Here is a 19,333-nt window from a genome sequence, read left to right as displayed (position 1 = left end):
CGGTTGTCAGTTGTTGATCCGGGAACCGATTGGCTCTCCAGCCACGGCTTTGCCGATGTTGCCAGGTTCAAACAGATTGAAAACAACAATCGGGATGTTGTTGTCTTTGCAAAGAGCGATGGCAGTGCTGTCCATCACGGCAAGTTCGCCGCTCAGGACCTGTTGGTAAGTGAGGTGTTCCTGTTTCACGGCATCGGCATGGATGGCGGGATCCTTGTCATAGACCCCATCCACCTTGGTGGCCTTGAACACCACATCCGCATTGATTTCGGCGGCCCGTAGGGCTGCCGTGGTGTCGGTGGTGAAGAAGGGGTTGCCGCAGCCGGCGCCGAAGACCACTACACGTCCTTTCTCAAGATGGCGGATGGCTTTACGGCGGATGTAAGGCTCTGCGACTTCCTGCATGCCAATGGCTGTCTGCACCCTGGTCGGTACACCTGCACGTTCCAGTCCGTCCTGAAGGGTGATCGCATTCATCACGGTGGCCAGCATGCCCACGTAATCAGCTGTGGCTCGATCCATTCCGGCGGCTGACCCTTTTAGGCCTCGGAAGATGTTTCCTCCGCCCACCACAATCGCCAGCTGGGTGCCACCAGCGATCACTTTGGCAACGTCTGAGGCGATGGACTGAACGATGGCTGGATCAATTCCGTACCCCTGGTCTCCCATCAGCGCCTCTCCGCTGAGTTTCAGGAGTGCACGCGCGTAGGCCATTCATCCACCTGATCCAGCTGACAGTAGCAAGCAGGATCGGACGCTCCCGCCACTGGCGCGCATGCGGCGCAACCGCTTGGATAGAGCAACGTCAAAGTTTTCATGTCTGACGAAAACAGTGGACGCAGTTCGGTAATGGCACGTCTCACCCTCTCGGCTCTGGATCGCGCCAGTCAGGATCCGTCCTGTTGGCGTGATCCTGTCGTTCACCGCGCTCTGCTGGTCAGCGGTCTGTCGGTGCTGACCGCTGCGTCGGGCTTGATCAGACACGATCTGGATCAAAACTGAGTGTCAGAACTGAAGATCAATACTCGATGCCAGCCTGAGCTTTGACACCCTGCTCTCTGAACGGGTGTTTGTTCAAGGTCATCTCTGTGACCAGATCGGCTGCTTCGATGAGCGGGGCTGGTGCCCCTCGACCGGTGACGGCCACATGGCAAAGCTCCGGTCGCTCCTTCAGGCCAGCGATCACGATTTCAGGTTCGATGTAGCCCAGCTTGATCGCCACGTTGAGTTCATCCAGCAGAACCAACTTGATTCGGTCGTCACGCAGGTGGCCCAATGCGGTTTGCCAGGCCTCTTGAACCAGTTGTTGATCTCGTTGGCGGTCCTGAGTTTCCCAGGTGAATCCTTCCCCCAGTGCATGCCAGCAGATCTGGTCGCCGAAGACTTTCAGGGCCCTGGCTTCACCCGGTTCCCAACCACCCTTGATGAACTGCACCACCGCCACCCGTTCACCATGCCCGAGGGTGCGAAGCACGAGTCCTAGGCCTGCGGTGGTCTTGCCCTTGCCATGCCCGGTGAACACCAGGATCAATCCTTTCTCCTTGTTGCGCTCCTCGACCCGCTGGCGTTGCACCTCTTGGCGTCGCTCCATGCGTTTGCGGTAGCCAGCATCGTCGCGCTCAGGGGCAAGGTTGCCTCCCATGCCCAGTTCTGCTGCCGTTTGGTCGAGATTGCTGTTGCTCATGACGAGGGTGCATCGATGCGGGGGCGCGCAGCGGTGATGCGCTGCAGGGCCTGCCCGGCCAGTAACTCCTGCTTCACCGCTGTGAAACCGAGTTGCTGCAGTTGAGATGGCAGGTCATCTTCCAGCATGGACGTGGCCGTGTCGGTTTCAAACAAGGCGCAGAACAGTTGTTGCGGCAGTCGCAGCCAAGGCCCTGCCGGGTGTAGGTCCACAATCACCAGCCAGCCACCCGGTTTCAACAGTCGCAAGCTCTGGCGTAGTACAAGCTCCCGCTCGCGGCGAGGAAATTCATGCAGTGCCACGCTCAGCTGAATGGCACAGAAGCTGCCGTCCTGTAACGGGGGTTCCTCGGCTAAACCCTCCACCCGCTTGAGGCTTGGGTGTCGTCGGGCGGCCAGAGCGAGTGCCAGTGGAGAGAGATCTAGTCCTGTGACATCGAAGCCCGCGGCTAGCCAAGGTGCTGCAGCCTCGCCGCTGCCGCAGCAGAGATCCAGCACGGGTGCTCCGGGCTCCAACATGGATTGCAGGGCTTCCAGCCCCAGACGGCGGAGTTGTTCGACTCCACCCACGCTCAGTGATGAGATCGCGGTCACCGTGTCGTAGATCCAGCGGTAGCGGTAGGCCAGTGGCCGCAAAAACGAGGTCATCAGGATCAGGAGTGGATGAGAGGGACGTCATCCAGAGCGTTCATCCTGACGTTGAAGGTCTGGGCTCAGTGGCCCGAACCTTCGGAAGGCAGCCAAGACCTCTCTGTGGCGCAAAACGGAATTGCCCTTCCGTCTGTTGCACATCCCAGTCATAAAACCGTTGGATGCGACGGCAGATCCTTTCAATCAGCGTCTCCCCTCCTTCTCCATTGGTCATGACCACAAGGCCATATCCCTTGGATTGATGTGCCATCAAAAAGCTGCGATAGCCCCGATTGGCTCCAATGTGAGCGAAGTACCAGCCTTCTCCTTGCTGGAACACGTGGAATCCAGAGCCGAAGGACCCAACCCCGACTGGTTGCCAGAGATCTCGGACGAGTTTTCTGGATAACGGCTGCAACACGTCTCCAGCAGCTGTTCTCTGCAAAGAACGCACTAGAGCTGCAAGCTCCTCTGCTGTGCTCCAAAGCCCTGCGGCAGCAAGCTCTGGATAGATCATCCATGGAACATCCAGGCGCTCCCCTTTGGTGTCATGGGCCAAGGCAGCTGAATGCCGTAGCGATCCATTCAGAGGCTGTTGATAGGTGCTCATCAACATGCCGAGTGGTTGAAGCAAAGTGGAGCGCATTAGATCTGGAAAAGACCGTCCAGTCACATCCATCAGCAGTTGCTGCATCACAACGCTGCCTCCACCTGAGTAACGGGATTGGCTCATCGGCGGAAAGCTCGGACGGATTGCCACCGTCGTGGCGGGTGGGACTCCGTTCAAGATGCTCAGCGTGTCTGGAAGAGCTTCTGACGGTCGATAGCCGGGGAAACCAAGGCCATCTCCCAGACCCGATGTGTGACTGAGCAGCATTCTCGGCGTGATGGGAGACGTGATGCCCTCAGCCAGTGCAGGCATGTCCCATGAGCGCAACATCTCAGCTAGATCCCCGTCGAGGTCGAGTTGCCCTTGCTCAGCCAGGACTGCCGCTGCGACGGCCATCACTGGTTTACTGATCGAGGCCGCCTGAAACAACGTGCTCGTTGTCACTGGGCGATGTGAGCTTGCATCCGCCCTCCCAAAAGCGAGCGTCCAATGGATCTCGAAATCCTTGATTACCGAGATGCTCACTCCTGGAACACCGGCTTCGTTCATCCAGGTTTGCAATTCCGTGATCGGCAACACGGAAGACACCTCCTCTGGCGAGGTAGTCGCTGACTCTCCAGCGGTAGGGAGTAGTGGCAGTGTCGTCAGTAGCAGTGCCGCCAGCTTGAGCCACTGATTGTTCAGCCACTGATTCCTCATGACGCGTGTTGTCGCGCGAGCGCTGCATCGACGGCCTGCTGTTGATCGCGGCGGGTGATCCAGTGGTGATAGGTGCGAGTGTGAATGGCCACTGAGTGACCCATCATTCTCGCGGAAACCGTGTCAGGTAGACCGATGTGAATGGTTCTCACTGCCCAGGCATGGCGAAGGTCATAAGGGGTGAGGGGAAGGTCGTAGCGGCGAAATTGCTCGGTGACTCGTCGTCCCACTTGCTGCAGGGTCGTTGCCCTCAGATCAGTGGTGATGACTGGCAGTGCCTGCGGGTCTCGTCCAAGTTTCAGCAGGTCAAACCGCTCGACCCATTCCGGATTGAAAGGCCAAACTTGGTGCTCACCTGTTTTGGTGGTGGGCAAGACCCGGATCACGCGATCTCCCTCGTCGCTCAGAGCGGAGAGGTCGCTGAAGAACACTTCATGGTTACGAAGCCCATAGGTGGCCATCAGGCCATAGGCCAACCGCCAGCGTGGATTGGGAATCTGCAGGATGCTCTCGAGAATTCTTTGGTCGCTGGGAAGCTGGCGGAACCGAGCTCGATGCAGGCCATAGCCTGCTGCTTCGGCTCGCCAGTTCTCGGGCAGTTCTAGTTCCAGATGCCTGGCCAGGCTTGCCAGGGCTGTGCTGCATTGCTGACGACTGCGGCTGCCATCTGGGTAGCTGTGCAAGGTCTGAAGCAGAAGGTCTGCACCAATTGGGCCGGTTTCCTTGCCGGCAAGTGAGCGCAGTCGGCGCAAGTAGGGGTTGTAAGCACCAGTCCATGTGGTTCGACTGCCGGAAGGGGATCGGCGCCGTCGGGGATCAGCAAAAAAGACCCGCTCGAAGGTCTGAAGTTGCTGGTCAAGCAGTGCCCGAGTTTGACCTGCAGAGCCGGATGTTGTCTGCTCTGGGGCCTTGATCCAATGCTCCCATCGAAACTGGTCGCGTTTGAGTTGGGCATCGATCACCCGAGCGATCTGTTCGGCTTCGAGCAATCCATCCCTGTTGTTCTCAAGTCCGAGGCTGAGACGTTGCACCGATCGCTGGCCTGGTTGTTGACGCATAGGCAACAAGCCACGCAGGTTCACTCGGCGACCGCGACATTCGATACGTAGACCGATGCCGATCGACGCCAACGCTGCATTCGAATTTCGCCTGATCTCCTCAAGCGGCTCGCTTAGAGACATCCTTTCCTTCAGGACATCGTCAAGATGCCGTTATTGCGGGTTACTCTCAACCCCTGCAATCGTTTCCAGACATGGCTCGGGTCGGTGTCGTACTACTCAATCTGGGTGGCCCTGAGCGGATTCAGGACGTCGGTCCCTTCCTTTTCAATCTCTTTGCTGATCCGGAGATCATCCGGTTGCCCATTCCAGCGCTGCAAAAGCCTTTGGCCTGGCTGATCAGCACCCTTCGCAGCGGCAAGTCACAAAGTGCCTATCGCTCCATCGGTGGCGGCTCACCACTTCGTCGCATCACCGAGCAGCAGGCTCGAGAGCTGCAGAGCCTTCTGCGGCAACGGGGAATCGAGGCCACCAGTTATGTGGCCATGCGCTACTGGCATCCCTTCACAGAGTCCGCCGTCGCAGATATCAAGGCAGATGGAATGGATCAGGTGGTGGTGCTTCCGCTTTATCCGCACTTCTCTATCAGTACAAGTGGTTCAAGTTTCCGTGAGCTCCAGCGCCTGCGGCAGGGGGACGGTGTCTTCGAGAAGTTGCCGATCCGCTGCATTCGCAGCTGGTTTGATCACCCTGGCTACGTCACGGCGATGGCTGAGCTGATCGCCGAGGAAGTTCGCAATAGCGATGACCCCCACAAGGCTCACGTGTTCTTCAGCGCTCATGGTGTTCCAAAGAGCTACGTCGAAGAAGCCGGTGATCCGTATCAACAGCAAATCGAGGCTTGCACGGCCCTGATCATGAACAAGCTCGAGGAGCTTGTCGGTCACGACAATCCCCACACCCTCGCTTATCAAAGTCGTGTGGGTCCGGTGGAGTGGCTGAAGCCCTACACCGAAGAAGCTCTGGAAGAGCTCGGCAAAGCCAAGACCAACGATTTGGTCGTGGTGCCGATCAGCTTTGTCAGTGAGCACATCGAGACCCTTGAGGAGATTGACATCGAGTACCGCGAACTCGCCACCGAGTCCGGTGTGGTGAATTTCCGGCGTGTGCGTGCTCTCGACACCTATCCCCCGTTCATCGAGGGATTAGCTGACCTTGTGGTGACCAGTCTTGAAGGCCCTGAAGTCAGCCTTGATGCGGCAGCTGAATTACCAACCAAAGTGAAGCTCTATCCCCAGGAGAAATGGGAGTGGGGCTGGAACAACAGTTCCGAAGTTTGGAACGGGCGATTGGCCATGCTGGGCTTCTCAGCCTTTCTGCTCGAAATCATTAGTGGCCAGGGTCCGCTACATGCACTCGGACTGCTCTGAGTGTCGGCAAATCGACAGGCCGGCCCTTAATCTTGAGGATCAGTTCCTCGTGTAGTCACAGTGACGCTGATCTCCGCTCCTACGGCCGACACAGCGTCCAGCAGCGATGGAAGCCGCAGGATGAGCGGAGCGCAGGCCTTGATGGATGCTCTGCGCTTGCACGGTGTGGACACGATTTTTGGCTACCCAGGCGGCGCCATCCTTCCGATCTATGACGCCCTGCATGTGGCCGAAAGCGAGGGTTGGTTGCGTCACTTCCTGGTGCGTCACGAGCAAGGCGGAACCCATGCGGCTGACGCCTATGCCCGCGCGACCGGTCGGGTGGGTGTGTGTTTTGGCACGTCCGGTCCTGGGGCTACCAATTTGGTCACAGGCATTGCCACTGCCCAGATGGATTCAGTACCGATGGTGGTGATCACCGGTCAGGTTCCGCGGACGGCAATTGGTACTGATGCTTTTCAGGAGACTGACATTTTCGGCATCACGTTGCCGATCGTGAAACATTCCTGGGTTGTGCGAAACCCGGCTGATCTCGCCTCGGTGGTTGCTCAGGCCTTTCACATTGCTGCCTCGGGCCGACCCGGTCCTGTGTTGATTGACATCCCCAAAGATGTTGGCCAAGAGGAGTTTGATTACATCCCGGTCGAACCGGGATCCGTTGTTCCTGCAGGGTTCGGCTCGACCCCAGCGCCTGATTCCCAGTCGATCGAAGCAGCGCTTGATCTGATCGCGAAAGCACAGCGCCCTCTCCTTTATGTCGGTGGTGGTGCGATTGCTTCATCGGCTCATGACAGCATCGCCGTGCTTGCAGAGCGCTACCAGATCCCTGTCACCACAACGCTGATGGGTAAGGGCGCTTTTGACGAGAACCACCCACTGGCACTCGGCATGCTGGGCATGCATGGCACGGCTTACGCCAACTTTGCTGTGACCGATTGCGATTTACTGATTGCCGTTGGTGCTCGCTTTGATGATCGGGTGACGGGGAAGCTCGACACCTTTGCTCCACGGGCCCGGGTGATCCATTTCGAGATCGATCCGGCTGAGATCGGCAAAAACAGACGTCCTGAGGTCGCAGTCCTCGGTGATGTCGGTACCAGCCTTGCCGCGCTGGTGGATCTGAGTTTGCGACGTTCCCCCGAACCGCAGACCGCCGTTTGGTTGGAGAGGATCCGCGAATGGAAACAGCGTTATCCCCTTTCCATACCGCCTCAAGAAGGTCCCATCTATCCCCAGGAAGTGTTGATGGCTGTCCGTGACTTGGCACCTGGAGCCATCGTCACGACGGATGTAGGCCAGCATCAGATGTGGGCTGCTCAATATCTACGCAATGGTCCACGTGGCTGGATCAGCAGCGCTGGACTGGGGACAATGGGTTTCGGGATGCCTGCTGCTCTGGGCGCCCAGGTTGCTTGTCCTGATCGTCAGGTGGTGTGCATTGCTGGTGACGCCAGTGTGCTCATGAATATTCAGGAACTGGGCACTCTGGCTCAATACAGGATCCCGGTGAAGGTGGTGATTGTGAACAATCACTGGCAGGGGATGGTTCGTCAATGGCAGGAGAGTTTCTACGACGAGCGTTATTCCGCTTCGGACATGCTTGGCGGTATGCCGGATTTCGAAGCTCTGGCCCAAGCGTTTGGAGTGGAGGGGATGAAGATCGTTGAGCGCGATGATCTCCACACCCGGCTGGCCGAGGCCTTCGCTTCACCACATCCAACCCTGGTCGATGTGCATGTTCGCCGGGGTGAGAACTGCTATCCGATGGTTCCACCCGGTTGCAGCAATGCTCAGATGGTGGGTCTGCCTGCCGATCCCGAGTTGGCTTTCCAGCACTCCGGAAGTTCTTTCTCCCATCCCGGAGCCCAGTGAGATTTGGCATTCTCATCGCAGCCGCCCTCAGCTTGATGCTGTTGCTGGTGCTGCCTCCCCAGGCGTTTGCTGCAGAAGTTCTGCAGGTGCGTTCGGCAACGCTTCTGCAGATTGGTGATCGCAATCGCAACTACAGCGTGCAGCTGGCCTGTGTTCAGGTAGACCCTGAGGATGAGCAGCAAGCGCAGGATTGGATGCGTCGCGAGCTTCCCCGTCGCCGACGGGTGAATCTGCGGCCGGAGGGCAGTGCAGATGGTGTTCTGTTGGCAAGAGTCACTCCGATTGGAGATGAACTTGATCTCGGCGCTGGACTGGTGAATGAAGGTCTGGCTCAGGTCACCTGTCCAGGAGCCTGAAATGGCACGCAACCGCATTGCCTCTGGGATTGTCATGGTGCCGTGTGTGCTTCTTGGCTCAGCTTTTCTGAGCACAGCGATCTGGGGTGACGCCGCGTCGGACAACCGATCTCTTGCCATCGGCATCGGCAGTCTGCTGCTGGTCGCCGGACTCCTTTCACTGGCAATCCAAGGGGGGAGCACCGAAGCTGAGCCCAAGGCCGATGAACCTGAAGAGTCTCTTTAAGGGCTTCTCTGGTTTATGGGAGAGGGTTTTGCCCATCACGTGTTATCCCGAATCAGCCACGCTGAGGAGTCCGGGAGAAGCTCAAAATTGTTCAGTGTCCTGCCGGTAATGTTGTTTTTGGGGGTCCGGGAGGCAGAGAGCTCGTGTTGCGCCTGAGCGAGCTTCGTCTGGAGCTAGACCATACGGAGGATGACCTTGAGCAGGCTGTTCTGCGGTGCCTGCGAGTACCTCGAGAGCAACTGATCTCCCACCAGTTGGTGAAGCAGAGCATTGATGCCCGTCGTCGGGATCGAATCCGGATCATCTACAGCGTGGATGTTCAGGTACGGGGGGAGAAAGCGTTGTTGCGCCGATGCTCGGCCGACCGACGCATTCGTCGCAGGCCTGATGAGTCCTACCGATTTGTTGCCCACGCTCCAACCAGTCCTCTCGATGCGTCATGGGTGCGGCCGGTGGTGATTGGGGCAGGACCCTGTGGTTACTTCGCCGCACTGTTGCTTGCACAGATGGGATTCCGTCCATTGCTGCTGGAGCGCGGACAGGCGGTGAAGCAGAGAAGTCGCGACACGTTTGGCTTCTGGCGTCGTCGAGCGACTTTCAACCCCGAATCCAACGTGCAGTTCGGCGAGGGGGGAGCCGGAACCTTTTCCGATGGCAAGCTTTATAGCCAGATCAGCGATCCCGTTCATTACGGCCGCAAAGTGCTTGAAGAGCTGGTGAAATGCGGCGCCAACCGCGACATCCTCACCCGACACCGCCCCCATATCGGCACGTTCAAGCTGGCGACAGTGGTCAGGGGGTTGCGCGCTCAGATTGAGGCTCTTGGCGGTGAGGTCCGCTTTGGTGCCCGCGTGGAACAACTTCTGTTAGAGCCTGCCAGCGCCACTGGTGGTAAGCCGACGCGGATCATCGGGCTGCAACTGGCCGATGGCAATCGTGTCGACTGCACTCAGGTGATTCTGGCTCCTGGACATTCGGCCAGGGATACGTTCGCGATGCTGGATCGCAATGGTGTTGCCATGGAACGAAAGCCCTTCGCGATTGGCCTTCGGATCGAGCACCCGCAGTCGCTGATCGACAACGCCCGCTGGGGGGATGCCGCTGGCCATCCGTTGCTCGGTGCCGCTGAATACAAGCTGGTGCATCACGCTGCTAACGGTCGCTGCGTTTACAGCTTCTGTATGTGCCCCGGTGGGTTTGTGGTGGGTGCGACCTCTGAACCAGGTCGTGTTGTGACCAATGGCATGAGCCAGCACTCCCGCAATGAACGAAACGCCAACAGCGGGCTGGTGGTGCCTGTGTCGGATGCAGACCTGGAGTCTCATGAACGTTGGCCCGCAGATCCACTCGCGGGCCTGGTGTTTCAGCGTGAACTCGAATCCCTCGCTTTCCAACTCGGTGGTCAGGACTACAGCGCCCCAGTGCAGCGACAGGAGGATTTTTTGGCCGGAAGGCCATCCACGTCGCTTGGATCAGTGAGTCCCTCCTATCAACCTGGTGTTCAACCCACTGACCTTGCCAAGCTTCTACCGGAACCGATGGTGGATGCCCTGAGGGAAGCTCTGCCGGCATTCGGTCAGAAGCTTTCTGGTTATGACCACCCTGATGCCGTTCTGACCGGGGTCGAGACCCGCACTTCGTCGCCGCTGCGCATCCCTCGGGATGATCGCCTGGAGTCGCTCAATGTGCACGGTCTCACGCCTGCTGGGGAGGGTGCCGGTTATGCAGGCGGGATTCTTTCGGCAGCAATTGATGGTATTCGGGCTGCTGAAGCGGTTGCATTGCGTCTGCTCGAGCCGATATCGAACTAATGCAGGCGTTCAGATCGTCGCCTGTCCGACGATTCCACTCCACTGAACTGCCTTCACCTGATCGCGTCGCCAGGAGTGAAACAGACTGGGTTCAGCGACCGTGCAGAGCGGACATGTTGTGATCTTGCTGCTGTCAATCCCTTCTGCTTTCAGTTGCTGCAAGGCGGCTTGTCGGATATCTAAACGGCAGCGCCCCTGCTCTGGATCAGGATGAATGACAGCTTGCCTCTGCAGCTGCTCGAGTGATCTGAGCTCGGTTGCCAACGCCTCACCCACCTGAAGCGCCACTGATTGTTCCACTTGATAGCGCTCACCACTGACCGCTGGTCCAAGGGCAACGATCAGCTGTTCCCTACGGGCGCCTCGCTGTTCAAGCTTGTCGATCGCGGTGGGCAGGATCCGGCTGGCCACGCCGCGCCAGCCTGCATGGCATGCGGCGACGTGCCCGCTTTCGGGATCCGCAAGCAAAACGGGGGTGCAGTCGGCGCCACAAACCCAGAGGCTCTGGCCGCCGCGATCACTCACTAACCCATCGGCATCGGGCCATGGTGCTGCAGTGGCAACGGAAGCCTCAAGCACGAGGTTTCCATGGACCTGCTGCGGGCGATGAACGGAGACTCCGCAGGACAGGTAGGCAGCTAGTTCGTCGGGACCACGACCTTGCCAACGCCGGGTGAAGAATCCATGCTCAAAGCCAGCTTCATGCAAGTGATTCGCTGTGAGGTAATAACCGCCATAACAGCCCACCCAGGTCCAGCCCGGAAGGGTGTTGAAGCGGCTGTCGGGCTTAGCAAGAGGATCCTCTCGCTCAGTGCCTGGGTCTGCTCCCTTCGCGGAGCTCATTGTTGCGGCTGATCCCTGAGCATCCAGAAGCCTTCGAACCGCTCACTGTCAGGAGCGCTCTGTACGGCGATGAACTGAAGTCCATGCAGGTTGAGGAACGACGCCTCCAGCGCGGCTGCAATCTGTTTGGCTTCCTGTTGGTTCAGATCACTGACGAGCCAGCTGTCATCTTGACCAGCATCGAGAATCAACTGGAGCGAGCTCACACGCAGCCGCACAGGTTCAAGGCCCCCAAGCCAACCTGCCAGGGCCAGGGCTCTGCTGCGACTGAACAGACGTAGGCCAGGAACCTCAAGATCGTCCTTCAGAGAAGGGGGAACCGGCACTAGGCCGTTGAAGCCAAGAGGCCACTCACTCGCATCCTTGAGGCTGCCGGCTGGAAGTCCGGCCCAAGTCCAGGCGTCGCCCCGGACGGCTTCGGGAAGTGGCAGAGGCGGGGTTTCGACAGGGGAAGGCGGCAGTGCAAGGGGGCCTGCCATGAAGCCTTCCTCCTGCGGATAAAGCGTCCGCTCTCGCTCATCGAGCCAGTCGAGCAGGGCATAGGTGCGCCTGCTCGACACCACTTCCAGGAGCAGCTCTGCGGCAGCACGCTGCACCATCGTTCTCATGGCACTGCGCCAGGCGCGCAGTCTTTGTGGAGGCTTCCAACCCTGGTCTTCAGCCTCAGCCAATGCTTGGCGTAGGGCCGCGGCCAACCAGGTGGAATTCACTTCGCTTGCAGGACAAAGCTTCGCGAAGCGGAAGCATTCGTTGCCGTTGATCTCCGGGGTGCTGATGATCAGCAGCTCCCAGCGCTTCTTGCCATCCTTTTCCAGGATGGGTCTTGAATAAAAATCCAGCTCCCAATCGGCCTGACGCTCTGTCCTGGACTGGGAGCCGGCGTCACCGGCAGACATGGAAGCTGTGGTCATCCAGCTGACTGTTCCTGCTGCCTGAGGACGTTACGGGCTCTGTTGGCTCGATCGGTCGCCTCCGCCATAACGGTGTCCTTATCGACGAGAAGTTCCCCTGGCTGTCCCTCTAGGAGGGCTGTGTTGAGAGCGATCCGGCCTCGACCGGGATCAAGCTCGGTGATGAGAGCCTTCACGGTGTCTCCCTGTCCGAAGACTTCGCGCAACGAGCGCAGACTGCCTCCGGTGATGACTGACTGATGCAGCAGACCACTGACGCCACCCAGATCGATGAACAGTCCATAGGGCTTGATGGAGGACACCTGACCTTCCACCAACTGCCCCACTTCAAGTTCTGAAAAACGGGCGGCCGTTGCTGCGCGTTTTTCGGAAAGGACCAGTTTGCGGGTCTCGGAGTTGACCTCCAGGAAAGCGACGCCAAGCGTCTTCCCAACCAGTGCTTCGTGGTTTTCACCCTCCTGAAGTTGAGATCTGGGAATGAATCCTCTTAACCCTTCGAGATCGCAGGTGACACCCCCTCGATTGAAACCGGTGATTTTGACCTGAGCCACCTTGCCGTCCTTGGCGAGCTGCTTGACCTTGTCCCAGCTTTTGCGAAGGGCCAGTGCACGACAGCTGATGGTGACCATGCCATCGGCATTTTGTTCACGAGTGACCAGTACCTCAAGCTCGAGCCCCTTGGGGAAGCGTTCCTTCAGATTGGTGATCACCCCAAGGCCACATTCGCTTTTGGGCATGAAGCCAGGCGCTTTGCCGCCGATATCCACGTAGACACCATCACTCTCCATTGCGATCACGGTTCCGGTGACGACCTCACCGGTTGTGCCCACAGGCTCGTTGGCATCGAGTGCTGCCAGAAAGGCATCTTCATCAAAATCGAAATCGTCAACAACGCGGCTTGCTGCAGTTGCCGCTTCGGCGGGGACATTGTTCTGACGCCGTCCTGCATCGGAGGGACCGAGTAGGTCGGCCATGGTCATACCGGACAGGTCATCGTCGTCGGTATCTCGCGATGGACCAGAAGACGCTTGTGGTCCTTTTGGAGGTGCAGGGGGACTTGTAGCCATGGACTGGCCGCCTTCGGCGGCGAGTGCCGCCTGCTCGAGCTGTGCAGCACGTTCAACAGCAGCATCAGCGGCTGCACGGGCTTGCTCGGCCTCCTTACGCAGTCGATCCTGCTCTTCCCGCTTGCTGATGTGCATCACCTGAAGCGGTTTTCGTGGTGGCTGCGCCGAAGCTGCGGCACCCTTGCCACCATCCAGTCGGGAATTCTGACGTTCTGTTCCGGCCATGGGACCCATCGTCCTTGGCCAGACAGTCTGACAGCAGGAGGTTGATTCAGGATGAGCGGTGACGGTGGACAAAACACCAGGCGGTTGGAGTGCATGCACTGGCCCGAGGCTGCTCTGGCATTGCAGCGGAGCGGTTCAACCCTTGTCTGGCCATTCGGTGCCTTTGAGCAGCACGGTCCGCAGCTCCCCCTTTCAACTGATGCGTTGTTTGCGGAACGCATTCTTGATCGTGTGCTGCAAGGGCTTCCAGAGGAGATGCCGATTTGGGCTTTGCCGATTCAGTCGATCGGTCTTTCGCCTGAACATCGTGGCTTCCCTGGAACTCTCAGCCTCAGTGCCGAACTGCTGATTCGCCTTGTGAGAGAGGTTGGCAAGCAGCTTGCGGATCAGGGTGTGCAGCGCTTGGTGCTGTTCAACGCCCACGGTGGTCAGATCGGTCTTCTGCAAACCGCTGCCCGTGAACTGGCGGTTGAAACCCCAGCAATGGCTGTTCTTCCCTGTTTTCTCTGGAGTGGAGTTTCAGAACTCAAGTCTCTAGTGCCTGCTAATGAGCTGGCGCATGGATTGCATGCGGGACTTGCTGAGACCAGTCTGATGCTGGCTCTTGAGCCCGCTCTGGTCGGCGAACAGAGGCCTCTGGATGGTGACCATGTCAGTAATAAGTCGGCAGCCACACCTCCTGAAGGTTGGAGTCTTGAAGGTCCTGCGCCTCTCGCCTGGTTCGCTGCCGACCTCAGCCAGTCCGGTGTCGTCGGCGATAGCCGCGGTGCGGATGCGAAGCTCGGAAGTCAGTTGGAGACAGCGCTTTTAGCCCATTGGCGCCAACTCTTCACAAGCCTGATGACATCAAGCTGGCCACCTCGCGGAGACCAGCGACGTATCTGAACTCCATCAATCGAACATCCAATATCGGTGGCACTGGTTACAGTCACCGACGTTGACCGTTACGGAAACATCTATGCCGACCCCCGTCAGCCCCGAGGTCGCCGTCCTTGACGAGCGGGATGCATCGGCACAGCAATTGCCTGACTTCACCACTGAGGCCTACAAAGACGCCTACAGCCGTATCAATGCGATCGTGATCGAAGGCGAGCAAGAGGCCTACGACAACTACATGTCTCTGGGCACCATGATCCCCGAGCATGCCGATGAACTGGCTCGGTTGGCCAAGATGGAAATGAAGCACATGAAGGGCTTCACCTCTTGCGGCCGCAATCTGGGAGTTGAGGCCGACCTTCCTTTCGCCAAGGAATTCTTCGGTCCGCTTCATGGCAATTTCCAAATCGCCTTCAAGGAAGGCAAGGTTGTGACCTGTCTTTTGATTCAGGCGTTGCTGATTGAAGCCTTCGCAATTTCCGCGTATCACATCTATATCCCTGTGGCAGATCCCTTCGCCCGCAGGATTACTGAAGGTGTCGTGAAAGATGAGTACACCCATCTCAACTACGGCCAGGAGTGGCTTAAGGCCAATTTTGAAGCCAGCAAGGAAGAGCTCTTTGCCGCTAATAAGGCCAATCTTCCTCTGATTCGTTCGATGTTGGATCAGGTCGCAGGGGATGCCGCTGTTCTGCAGATGGATAAAGAAGATCTGATCGAGGATTTCCTGATCGCGTATCAAGAGGCTCTTAGCGAGATCGGTTTCAACATGCGTGAAATTGCTCGAATGGCAGCGGCAGCGCTCTGAACCAGAAAAAACGATCGTTCGATGGTCCAGCGCGAAAGTCCAGGACCGGTTCGATTACAGGCACGTTTTCCTTAAGGCGTGCCTTCATGGGAACATTGAGTCATCAGCCCGTTATCAGGGTGAGTTTGAGTTCAATGCGTACACGTACGACAGTCGGCAGTACATGTTTGGTCTGATCGGGCACTCCACCAGCTTTGAGGCGGCGAGGCGCAAAGCTTCTGATCTCGGTTTCGATCACATCGCCGGGGGGGATCTTGATGTGTGGTGCAGTGCGCCACCCCAATTGGTGGAGAACGTTGAGGTCACCAGTGCCACTGGCAAAAAGATCTCGGGTGCCTACATCGATTCCTGTTTCGTTCCCGAGATGCTGAGTCGCTTCAAGACGGCAAGGCGCAAAGTGCTCAACGCCATGGAGCTCGCTCAGAAGAAGGGAATCAACATCACAGCTCTTGGCGGCTTCACTTCAATTATTTTTGAGAACTTCAACCTTCTCCAGCATCAGCATGTGCGCAGCACAACCTTGGAGTGGGAGCGATTCACCACGGGCAACACCCATACGGCCTGGGTGATCAGTCGTCAGGTTGAGAACAACGCGCCTCTTCTGGGTATCGATCTGGCCAAAGCCAAGGTTGCCGTGGTGGGGGCCACCGGAGATATCGGCAGTGCTGTCTGCCGCTGGCTCTCCAACCGGACGGGTGTCGCTGAGCTGCTGCTGGTTGCGCGTCAGCAGCAGCCCCTTAAGGATCTTCAGTCTGAACTGGGTGGCGGAAGGATCCTCACTCTTGATGAAGCGCTTCCTGAAGCTGATGTCGTGGTGTGGGTGGCGAGCATGCCGCGCACGCTTGAAATTGATTCAGCCTCGCTGCGGAAGCCCTGCCTGATGATCGATGGGGGCTACCCAAAGAATCTCGATGCCAAGGTTGCCTGCGAAGGTGTTCATGTGCTGAAGGGAGGCATCGTTGAATTCGGCAGTGACATCGGCTGGACGATGATGGAAATTGCTGAGATGGAAAAACCTCAGCGACAGATGTTTGCCTGCTTCGCTGAAGCGATGCTGCTTGAATTCGAGGAGTGCCACACCAACTTCAGTTGGGGACGTAACAACATCACTCTGGAGAAGATGGATTTCATCGGTGCCGCGTCGGTCCGCCATGGTTTCTCCACCCTCAATCTTCAAGGACAGCCTCAGGCTGTTGTTGTCTGAAGTCGTTTTCACCTTCCTCAATGGCCCGCCGACCTCTGCTTGATTTCGAGAAACCGCTGGTGGAGCTCGAACAGCAGATCGAGCAGATCCGTCAGCTGGCAAGGGATTCGGAAGTCGATGTCAGCCAGCAACTGCTGCAGCTTGAAACGCTCGCAGCTCGACGTCGGGATGAAATTTTTCGTTCCTTAAGCCCGGCTCAGAAAATTCAAGTCGCACGACACCCCCATCGGCCAAGCACCCTCGATTTCATCCAGATGTTCTGCGATGACTGGGTTGAGCTACACGGTGATCGCCGCGGCAGTGATGACCAGGCTCTGATTGGTGGGATCGGACGTCTGGGGAATCGTTCGGTACTTCTGATCGGGCATCAGAAAGGACGCGACACCAAGGAGAACGTGGCGCGGAATTTCGGCATGGCCACCCCGGGGGGCTACCGCAAGGCTCTGCGGCTGATGGAGCATGCTGATCGCTTCGGCCTGCCGATCCTGGCTTTCATCGACACGCCTGGGGCTTATGCCGGTCTACTGGCGGAGGAGCAGGGTCAGGGCGAGGCAATTGCCGTGAACCTGCGTGAGATGTTCAGCTTGCGAGTCCCCATCGTCGCCACGGTGATCGGGGAGGGTGGCTCTGGTGGTGCACTCGGTATCGGAGTCGCAGACAGGTTGATCATGTTTGAGCACAGCGTTTACACCGTGGCCAGCCCTGAAGCTTGCGCCTCCATTCTCTGGCGCGATGCGGCGAAGGCTTCCGATGCTGCGGCTGCGTTACGCATCACCGGCAAGGATCTGCTCAGTCTTGGCGTGGTGGACGAAGTTTTGCCTGAACCTGCTGGTGGTAACAATTGGGCCCCCCTCGAAGCCGGTGAGACGCTGAGAGCTGCACTGAATCGCCATCTCGACGATTTGCTCGCCTTGTCTGTTGATGATCTGAGAGATCAGCGCTACATGAAATTCAGGGCTATGGGGCGTTTCCTCGATGCCAGCTCGCCGGAAGATGGTTTCGCTGCCTAGGGTGCTTCAGATTGCACGGACTTCTTGCCTTCCGTTCTGATCACCGGCGCATCTCGTGGAATCGGTCATGCTGCTGCCAAGGCATTTGCCGAGGCAGGGTGGGATTTGCTTCTTGTCTCCCGTAGTGAGGCTGCATTGCAGTCTCTCGATGCGGAGCTGAGTGCAAGTGGTGTTCGTGTCGCTTACAAAGCGATCGACCTCACCGATTCATCCGCTATTGCACCAGGCATCGATGAATTGCTGAATCAGGGGCTTCGCCCCTCAGTTCTCATCAATAACGCAGGTGCTGCCTGGACCGGCGAATTACTCGAGATGCCTCTAGATCGCTGGGACTGGTTGATTCAACTCAACCTCACCAGTGTTTTCCAGGTCTGTTCTGCTGTTGTCCCTGCCATGAGGCCAGCGGGTGGATTGGTGATCAATGTGAGTAGCCACGCGGCCAGAAATGCTTTTCCCGGTTGGGGGGCTTACTGCACCGTCAAAGCTGCTCTGGCGAGTTTCACTCGCTGCCTGGGTGAGGAAGAACGTGCCCATGGCATTCGTGCCTGCACTCTCACACTTGGTGCGGTGGATACTTCCCTCTGGGACTCTCCGACCGTCGACAGTGATTTCGACCGACGTGCCATGCTGCCTGTCAATCAGGCCGCAGCCGCTCTTCTTCACTTGGCCCAGCAACCTGCCACTCAGGTTGTTGAGGATTTAACCCTCATGCCAGCTACAGGCGCTTTCTGAATTCTGAAAGAGATGACTTCTACACTTCCTGCTTCCACTAACGGAACCAGTGCCGCAGCGCTCAGTCAACTGAGTTCGCATGCGTCACTCAGTAATGGCCGTGGTCAGTTTGCCATTACTGATGCCAAAATTTCCGAGGTAATTCGCGACCGCCTGCGCGAACGAGGAGCTTCATTCCTTGCCAATGACAACATCGCAGATCACATTCTCCCTGGGGAATTAGAAGAACTGCAGGCGGAAGTTGCTGATCGTTTTCGCGATCTTCTGCACAGTTTGGTGATTGATATCGAGAACGACCACAACACCGAGGAGACCGCTGAACGGGTCGCCAAGATGTATATACAGGAGGTCTTCAAGGGTCGTTATCACCAACAACCTAAGGTTGCTAGCTTCCCGAACGTGAAGCAGCTTGACGAGATTTATACCGTTGGACCTCTCACTGTGCGCTCCGCCTGTTCGCACCATTTCGTTCCCATCATGGGTAATTGCTGGGTGGGAATCAAGCCAGGCTCTCGAGTGATTGGTCTCTCGAAGTTCACTCGGGTTGCAGACTGGGTGTTCTCAAGGCCACATATCCAGGAAGAGGCAGTGATGATCCTTGCCGACGAAATTGAGAAGCTGTGTGAGCCCAAGGGTCTCGGAATCATCATCAAGGCGCAGCACTACTGCATGAAATGGCGCGGTGTGAAAGAGCCACAGACCAGCATGGTCAATTCCGTTGTTCGAGGTGATTTCCGCCATGATCCCAGCCTCAAGCAGGAATTCTTTGAGCTCGTCCGCCAGCAAGAAGCTCTTCTGAGTAACTGATCTGTTAACTCAGATTTTGCGTAACGAGCAGAAGTGGTGCCTCTTGTGGGACCCCTTCTGCTTATTGATGGATGGGACCGATCACATTGCTGCTGATCCGTTGAATGTTGCCGTTACTGCCGCGCACCACCAACACAGCCATCAGCCTGTCGTCTCGATCCTCAGGTCCGACGCGATGGTTGTGACCCTTACCTGACTCCACAAGCGTCCAATTGCCTTGGCCACTGCGGCGATACCAGTGGACATCAAGTTCATCGATATCAGCTCCCTCAAGTTTCAATACTGCTTTCAGTAGTGCACCTTCCCTGGCTTCTCCGACCAAAGCGAACCGTTGAAGTCCTGTGATGGCTTGTTGGAGATGTCCTTCCTGCTGAAGCCCCTGCTGAATTTGTCCATCAAGCACCTGAATCTGCTTTTCAGGGCTTGCGGTCAGACCTGGCACACATTGGAGACTGCCGTTGTCCAGCCGACATCCCGGCAGCATTCCCTGGGCTGAGACCCCGAGAGGGACTGCCGCCATGAGGGTGAGGCAAAG

The 19,333-nt window shown here is 57.7% G+C and carries 21 protein-coding genes; 12 read left to right on the top strand and 9 right to left on the bottom strand.

Annotation, left to right across the window (positions count from 1 at the left end):
- Positions 1–6 precede the first annotated feature (6 nt).
- Positions 7–714, bottom strand: coding sequence for a UMP kinase (gene pyrH, locus SynBIOSU31_RS10195; protein ID WP_186489710.1), 708 nt, complete (start codon positions 712–714; stop codon positions 7–9).
- A gap of 102 nt (positions 715–816) precedes the next feature.
- Here pyrH and SynBIOSU31_RS10190 point away from each other — a divergent pair, with 102 nt between their 5' ends.
- Positions 817–1,002 carry a hypothetical protein gene (locus SynBIOSU31_RS10190; RefSeq protein WP_186489708.1) on the top strand — a complete coding sequence of 62 codons (186 nt, stop codon included), beginning with the start codon at positions 817–819 and terminating at the stop codon, positions 1,000–1,002.
- 16 nt (positions 1,003–1,018) lie between these two features.
- Here SynBIOSU31_RS10190 and cobO read toward each other — a convergent pair whose 3' ends face one another.
- From cobO to SynBIOSU31_RS10170, 4 genes are read right to left on the bottom strand one after another with little or no spacing between them, the layout of a single operon-like run.
- Positions 1,019–1,684 carry a cob(I)yrinic acid a,c-diamide adenosyltransferase gene (cobO, locus tag SynBIOSU31_RS10185; RefSeq protein WP_186489706.1) on the bottom strand — a complete coding sequence of 222 codons (666 nt, stop codon included), beginning with the start codon at positions 1,682–1,684 and terminating at the stop codon, positions 1,019–1,021.
- Complete coding sequence (locus SynBIOSU31_RS10180) at positions 1,681–2,331, bottom strand: class I SAM-dependent methyltransferase (protein ID WP_186489704.1); 651 nt, start codon at positions 2,329–2,331, stop codon at positions 1,681–1,683. Before SynBIOSU31_RS10180 ends, cobO begins: the two co-directional genes overlap by 4 nt.
- A 40-nt stretch (positions 2,332–2,371) precedes the next feature.
- Positions 2,372–3,622 carry a serine hydrolase domain-containing protein gene (locus SynBIOSU31_RS10175; protein WP_186489702.1) on the bottom strand — a complete coding sequence of 417 codons (1,251 nt, stop codon included), beginning with the start codon at positions 3,620–3,622 and terminating at the stop codon, positions 2,372–2,374.
- Positions 3,619–4,803 (bottom strand): site-specific integrase, encoded by a 1,185-nt coding sequence (locus SynBIOSU31_RS10170; RefSeq protein WP_186489700.1) that lies wholly within the window; start codon positions 4,801–4,803, stop codon positions 3,619–3,621. The genes SynBIOSU31_RS10175 and SynBIOSU31_RS10170 overlap by 4 nt, the downstream gene beginning before the upstream one ends.
- 71 nt (positions 4,804–4,874) lie before the next feature.
- Between SynBIOSU31_RS10170 and hemH the strand changes: the two genes are divergently transcribed.
- From hemH to SynBIOSU31_RS10145, 5 genes are all read left to right on the top strand, one after another.
- A complete protein-coding gene (hemH, locus tag SynBIOSU31_RS10165) occupies positions 4,875–6,050 on the top strand; it encodes a ferrochelatase (RefSeq protein ID WP_186489698.1) in 1,176 nt (391 codons plus the stop codon).
- A 60-nt stretch (positions 6,051–6,110) separates the two neighbouring features.
- The gene (ilvB, locus tag SynBIOSU31_RS10160; RefSeq protein ID WP_186489696.1) at positions 6,111–7,922 is read left to right on the top strand and encodes a biosynthetic-type acetolactate synthase large subunit; all 1,812 of its coding nucleotides are present in this window, start codon (positions 6,111–6,113) and stop codon (positions 7,920–7,922) included.
- Positions 7,923–7,957: 35 nt separating this feature from the next.
- On the top strand, positions 7,958–8,278 hold the full coding sequence (locus SynBIOSU31_RS10155) for a nuclease (protein ID WP_186492978.1): 321 nt from the start codon (positions 7,958–7,960) through the stop codon (positions 8,276–8,278).
- 1 nt (position 8,279) lies between these two features.
- Entirely contained in the window at positions 8,280–8,504 is a 225-nt protein-coding gene (locus SynBIOSU31_RS10150; RefSeq protein ID WP_186489691.1) for a GIVxVP protein, read from the top strand.
- 143 nt (positions 8,505–8,647) lie between these two features.
- On the top strand, positions 8,648–10,315 hold the full coding sequence (locus SynBIOSU31_RS10145) for an NAD(P)/FAD-dependent oxidoreductase (RefSeq protein WP_186489689.1): 1,668 nt from the start codon (positions 8,648–8,650) through the stop codon (positions 10,313–10,315).
- Between the two features lie 9 nt (positions 10,316–10,324).
- Here the strand turns inward: SynBIOSU31_RS10145 and pgeF are convergent, their stop codons facing one another.
- Genes pgeF through SynBIOSU31_RS10130 form a run of 3 tightly spaced genes read right to left on the bottom strand, consistent with a single transcriptional unit; the run spans position 10,325 to position 13,361 of the window.
- Positions 10,325–11,158, bottom strand: coding sequence for a peptidoglycan editing factor PgeF (pgeF, locus tag SynBIOSU31_RS10140; protein WP_186489687.1), 834 nt, complete (start codon positions 11,156–11,158; stop codon positions 10,325–10,327).
- Positions 11,155–12,069, bottom strand: a complete 915-nt coding sequence (locus SynBIOSU31_RS10135; protein ID WP_186489683.1) for a Tab2/Atab2 family RNA-binding protein — start codon at positions 12,067–12,069, stop codon at positions 11,155–11,157. Before SynBIOSU31_RS10135 ends, pgeF begins: the two co-directional genes overlap by 4 nt.
- Positions 12,066–13,361 carry a S1 RNA-binding domain-containing protein gene (locus SynBIOSU31_RS10130; protein ID WP_186489682.1) on the bottom strand — a complete coding sequence of 432 codons (1,296 nt, stop codon included), beginning with the start codon at positions 13,359–13,361 and terminating at the stop codon, positions 12,066–12,068. Before SynBIOSU31_RS10130 ends, SynBIOSU31_RS10135 begins: the two co-directional genes overlap by 4 nt.
- Positions 13,362–13,412: 51 nt before the next feature.
- Here SynBIOSU31_RS10130 and SynBIOSU31_RS10125 point away from each other — a divergent pair, with 51 nt between their 5' ends.
- From SynBIOSU31_RS10125 to folE, 6 genes are all read left to right on the top strand, one after another.
- Positions 13,413–14,246 carry a creatininase family protein gene (locus SynBIOSU31_RS10125; RefSeq protein WP_186489681.1) on the top strand — a complete coding sequence of 278 codons (834 nt, stop codon included), beginning with the start codon at positions 13,413–13,415 and terminating at the stop codon, positions 14,244–14,246.
- A 73-nt stretch (positions 14,247–14,319) separates the two neighbouring features.
- Positions 14,320–15,045 carry an aldehyde oxygenase (deformylating) gene (locus tag SynBIOSU31_RS10120; RefSeq protein WP_186489680.1) on the top strand — a complete coding sequence of 242 codons (726 nt, stop codon included), beginning with the start codon at positions 14,320–14,322 and terminating at the stop codon, positions 15,043–15,045.
- A gap of 163 nt (positions 15,046–15,208) precedes the next feature.
- Complete coding sequence (locus SynBIOSU31_RS10115) at positions 15,209–16,249, top strand: long-chain acyl-[acyl-carrier-protein] reductase (protein WP_186489679.1); 1,041 nt, start codon at positions 15,209–15,211, stop codon at positions 16,247–16,249.
- 20 nt (positions 16,250–16,269) lie between these two features.
- Positions 16,270–17,259 carry an acetyl-CoA carboxylase carboxyltransferase subunit alpha gene (locus tag SynBIOSU31_RS10110; protein ID WP_186489677.1) on the top strand — a complete coding sequence of 330 codons (990 nt, stop codon included), beginning with the start codon at positions 16,270–16,272 and terminating at the stop codon, positions 17,257–17,259.
- A gap of 24 nt (positions 17,260–17,283) precedes the next feature.
- A complete protein-coding gene (locus SynBIOSU31_RS10105; RefSeq protein ID WP_186489676.1) occupies positions 17,284–17,991 on the top strand; it encodes an SDR family oxidoreductase in 708 nt (235 codons plus the stop codon).
- A 12-nt stretch (positions 17,992–18,003) separates the two neighbouring features.
- Entirely contained in the window at positions 18,004–18,798 is a 795-nt protein-coding gene (gene folE, locus SynBIOSU31_RS10100) for a GTP cyclohydrolase I (RefSeq protein WP_186489674.1), read from the top strand.
- 61 nt (positions 18,799–18,859) lie between these two features.
- Here folE and SynBIOSU31_RS10095 read toward each other — a convergent pair whose 3' ends face one another.
- Positions 18,860–19,318: a hypothetical protein gene (locus SynBIOSU31_RS10095; RefSeq protein WP_255477194.1), complete on the bottom strand. Its 459-nt coding sequence runs from the start codon at positions 19,316–19,318 to the stop codon at positions 18,860–18,862.
- Positions 19,319–19,333 lie beyond the last annotated feature (15 nt).

The organism is Synechococcus sp. BIOS-U3-1, from assembly GCF_014279975.1.
GTDB lineage: Bacteria > Cyanobacteriota > Cyanobacteriia > PCC-6307 > Cyanobiaceae > Synechococcus_C.
Note: the sequence above shows the minus strand (reverse complement) of the source record. Positions and strands in the feature narration are given on the sequence as shown.

Coding starts and splice junctions, on each gene's coding strand:
- SynBIOSU31_RS10095 (WP_255477194.1), bottom strand. CDS start 19,318: ATGGCGGCAGTCCCTCTCGGGGTCTCAGCCCAGGGAATGCTGCCGGGA.
- SynBIOSU31_RS10110 (WP_186489677.1), top strand. CDS start 16,270: ATGGCCCGCCGACCTCTGCTTGATTTCGAGAAACCGCTGGTGGAGCTC.
- SynBIOSU31_RS10130 (WP_186489682.1), bottom strand. CDS start 13,361: ATGGCCGGAACAGAACGTCAGAATTCCCGACTGGATGGTGGCAAGGGT.
- SynBIOSU31_RS10170 (WP_186489700.1), bottom strand. CDS start 4,803: ATGTCTCTAAGCGAGCCGCTTGAGGAGATCAGGCGAAATTCGAATGCA.
- SynBIOSU31_RS10135 (WP_186489683.1), bottom strand. CDS start 12,069: ATGACCACAGCTTCCATGTCTGCCGGTGACGCCGGCTCCCAGTCCAGG.
- SynBIOSU31_RS10190 (WP_186489708.1), top strand. CDS start 817: ATGTCTGACGAAAACAGTGGACGCAGTTCGGTAATGGCACGTCTCACC.
- pgeF (WP_186489687.1), bottom strand. CDS start 11,158: ATGAGCTCCGCGAAGGGAGCAGACCCAGGCACTGAGCGAGAGGATCCT.
- cobO (WP_186489706.1), bottom strand. CDS start 1,684: ATGAGCAACAGCAATCTCGACCAAACGGCAGCAGAACTGGGCATGGGA.
- pyrH (WP_186489710.1), bottom strand. CDS start 714: ATGGCCTACGCGCGTGCACTCCTGAAACTCAGCGGAGAGGCGCTGATG.
- SynBIOSU31_RS10155 (WP_186492978.1), top strand. CDS start 7,958: ATGCTGTTGCTGGTGCTGCCTCCCCAGGCGTTTGCTGCAGAAGTTCTG.
- SynBIOSU31_RS10175 (WP_186489702.1), bottom strand. CDS start 3,622: ATGAGGAATCAGTGGCTGAACAATCAGTGGCTCAAGCTGGCGGCACTG.
- SynBIOSU31_RS10125 (WP_186489681.1), top strand. CDS start 13,413: ATGAGCGGTGACGGTGGACAAAACACCAGGCGGTTGGAGTGCATGCAC.
- folE (WP_186489674.1), top strand. CDS start 18,004: ATGACTTCTACACTTCCTGCTTCCACTAACGGAACCAGTGCCGCAGCG.
- hemH (WP_186489698.1), top strand. CDS start 4,875: ATGGCTCGGGTCGGTGTCGTACTACTCAATCTGGGTGGCCCTGAGCGG.
- SynBIOSU31_RS10120 (WP_186489680.1), top strand. CDS start 14,320: ATGCCGACCCCCGTCAGCCCCGAGGTCGCCGTCCTTGACGAGCGGGAT.
- SynBIOSU31_RS10150 (WP_186489691.1), top strand. CDS start 8,280: ATGGCACGCAACCGCATTGCCTCTGGGATTGTCATGGTGCCGTGTGTG.
- SynBIOSU31_RS10115 (WP_186489679.1), top strand. CDS start 15,209: ATGTTTGGTCTGATCGGGCACTCCACCAGCTTTGAGGCGGCGAGGCGC.
- SynBIOSU31_RS10180 (WP_186489704.1), bottom strand. CDS start 2,331: ATGACCTCGTTTTTGCGGCCACTGGCCTACCGCTACCGCTGGATCTAC.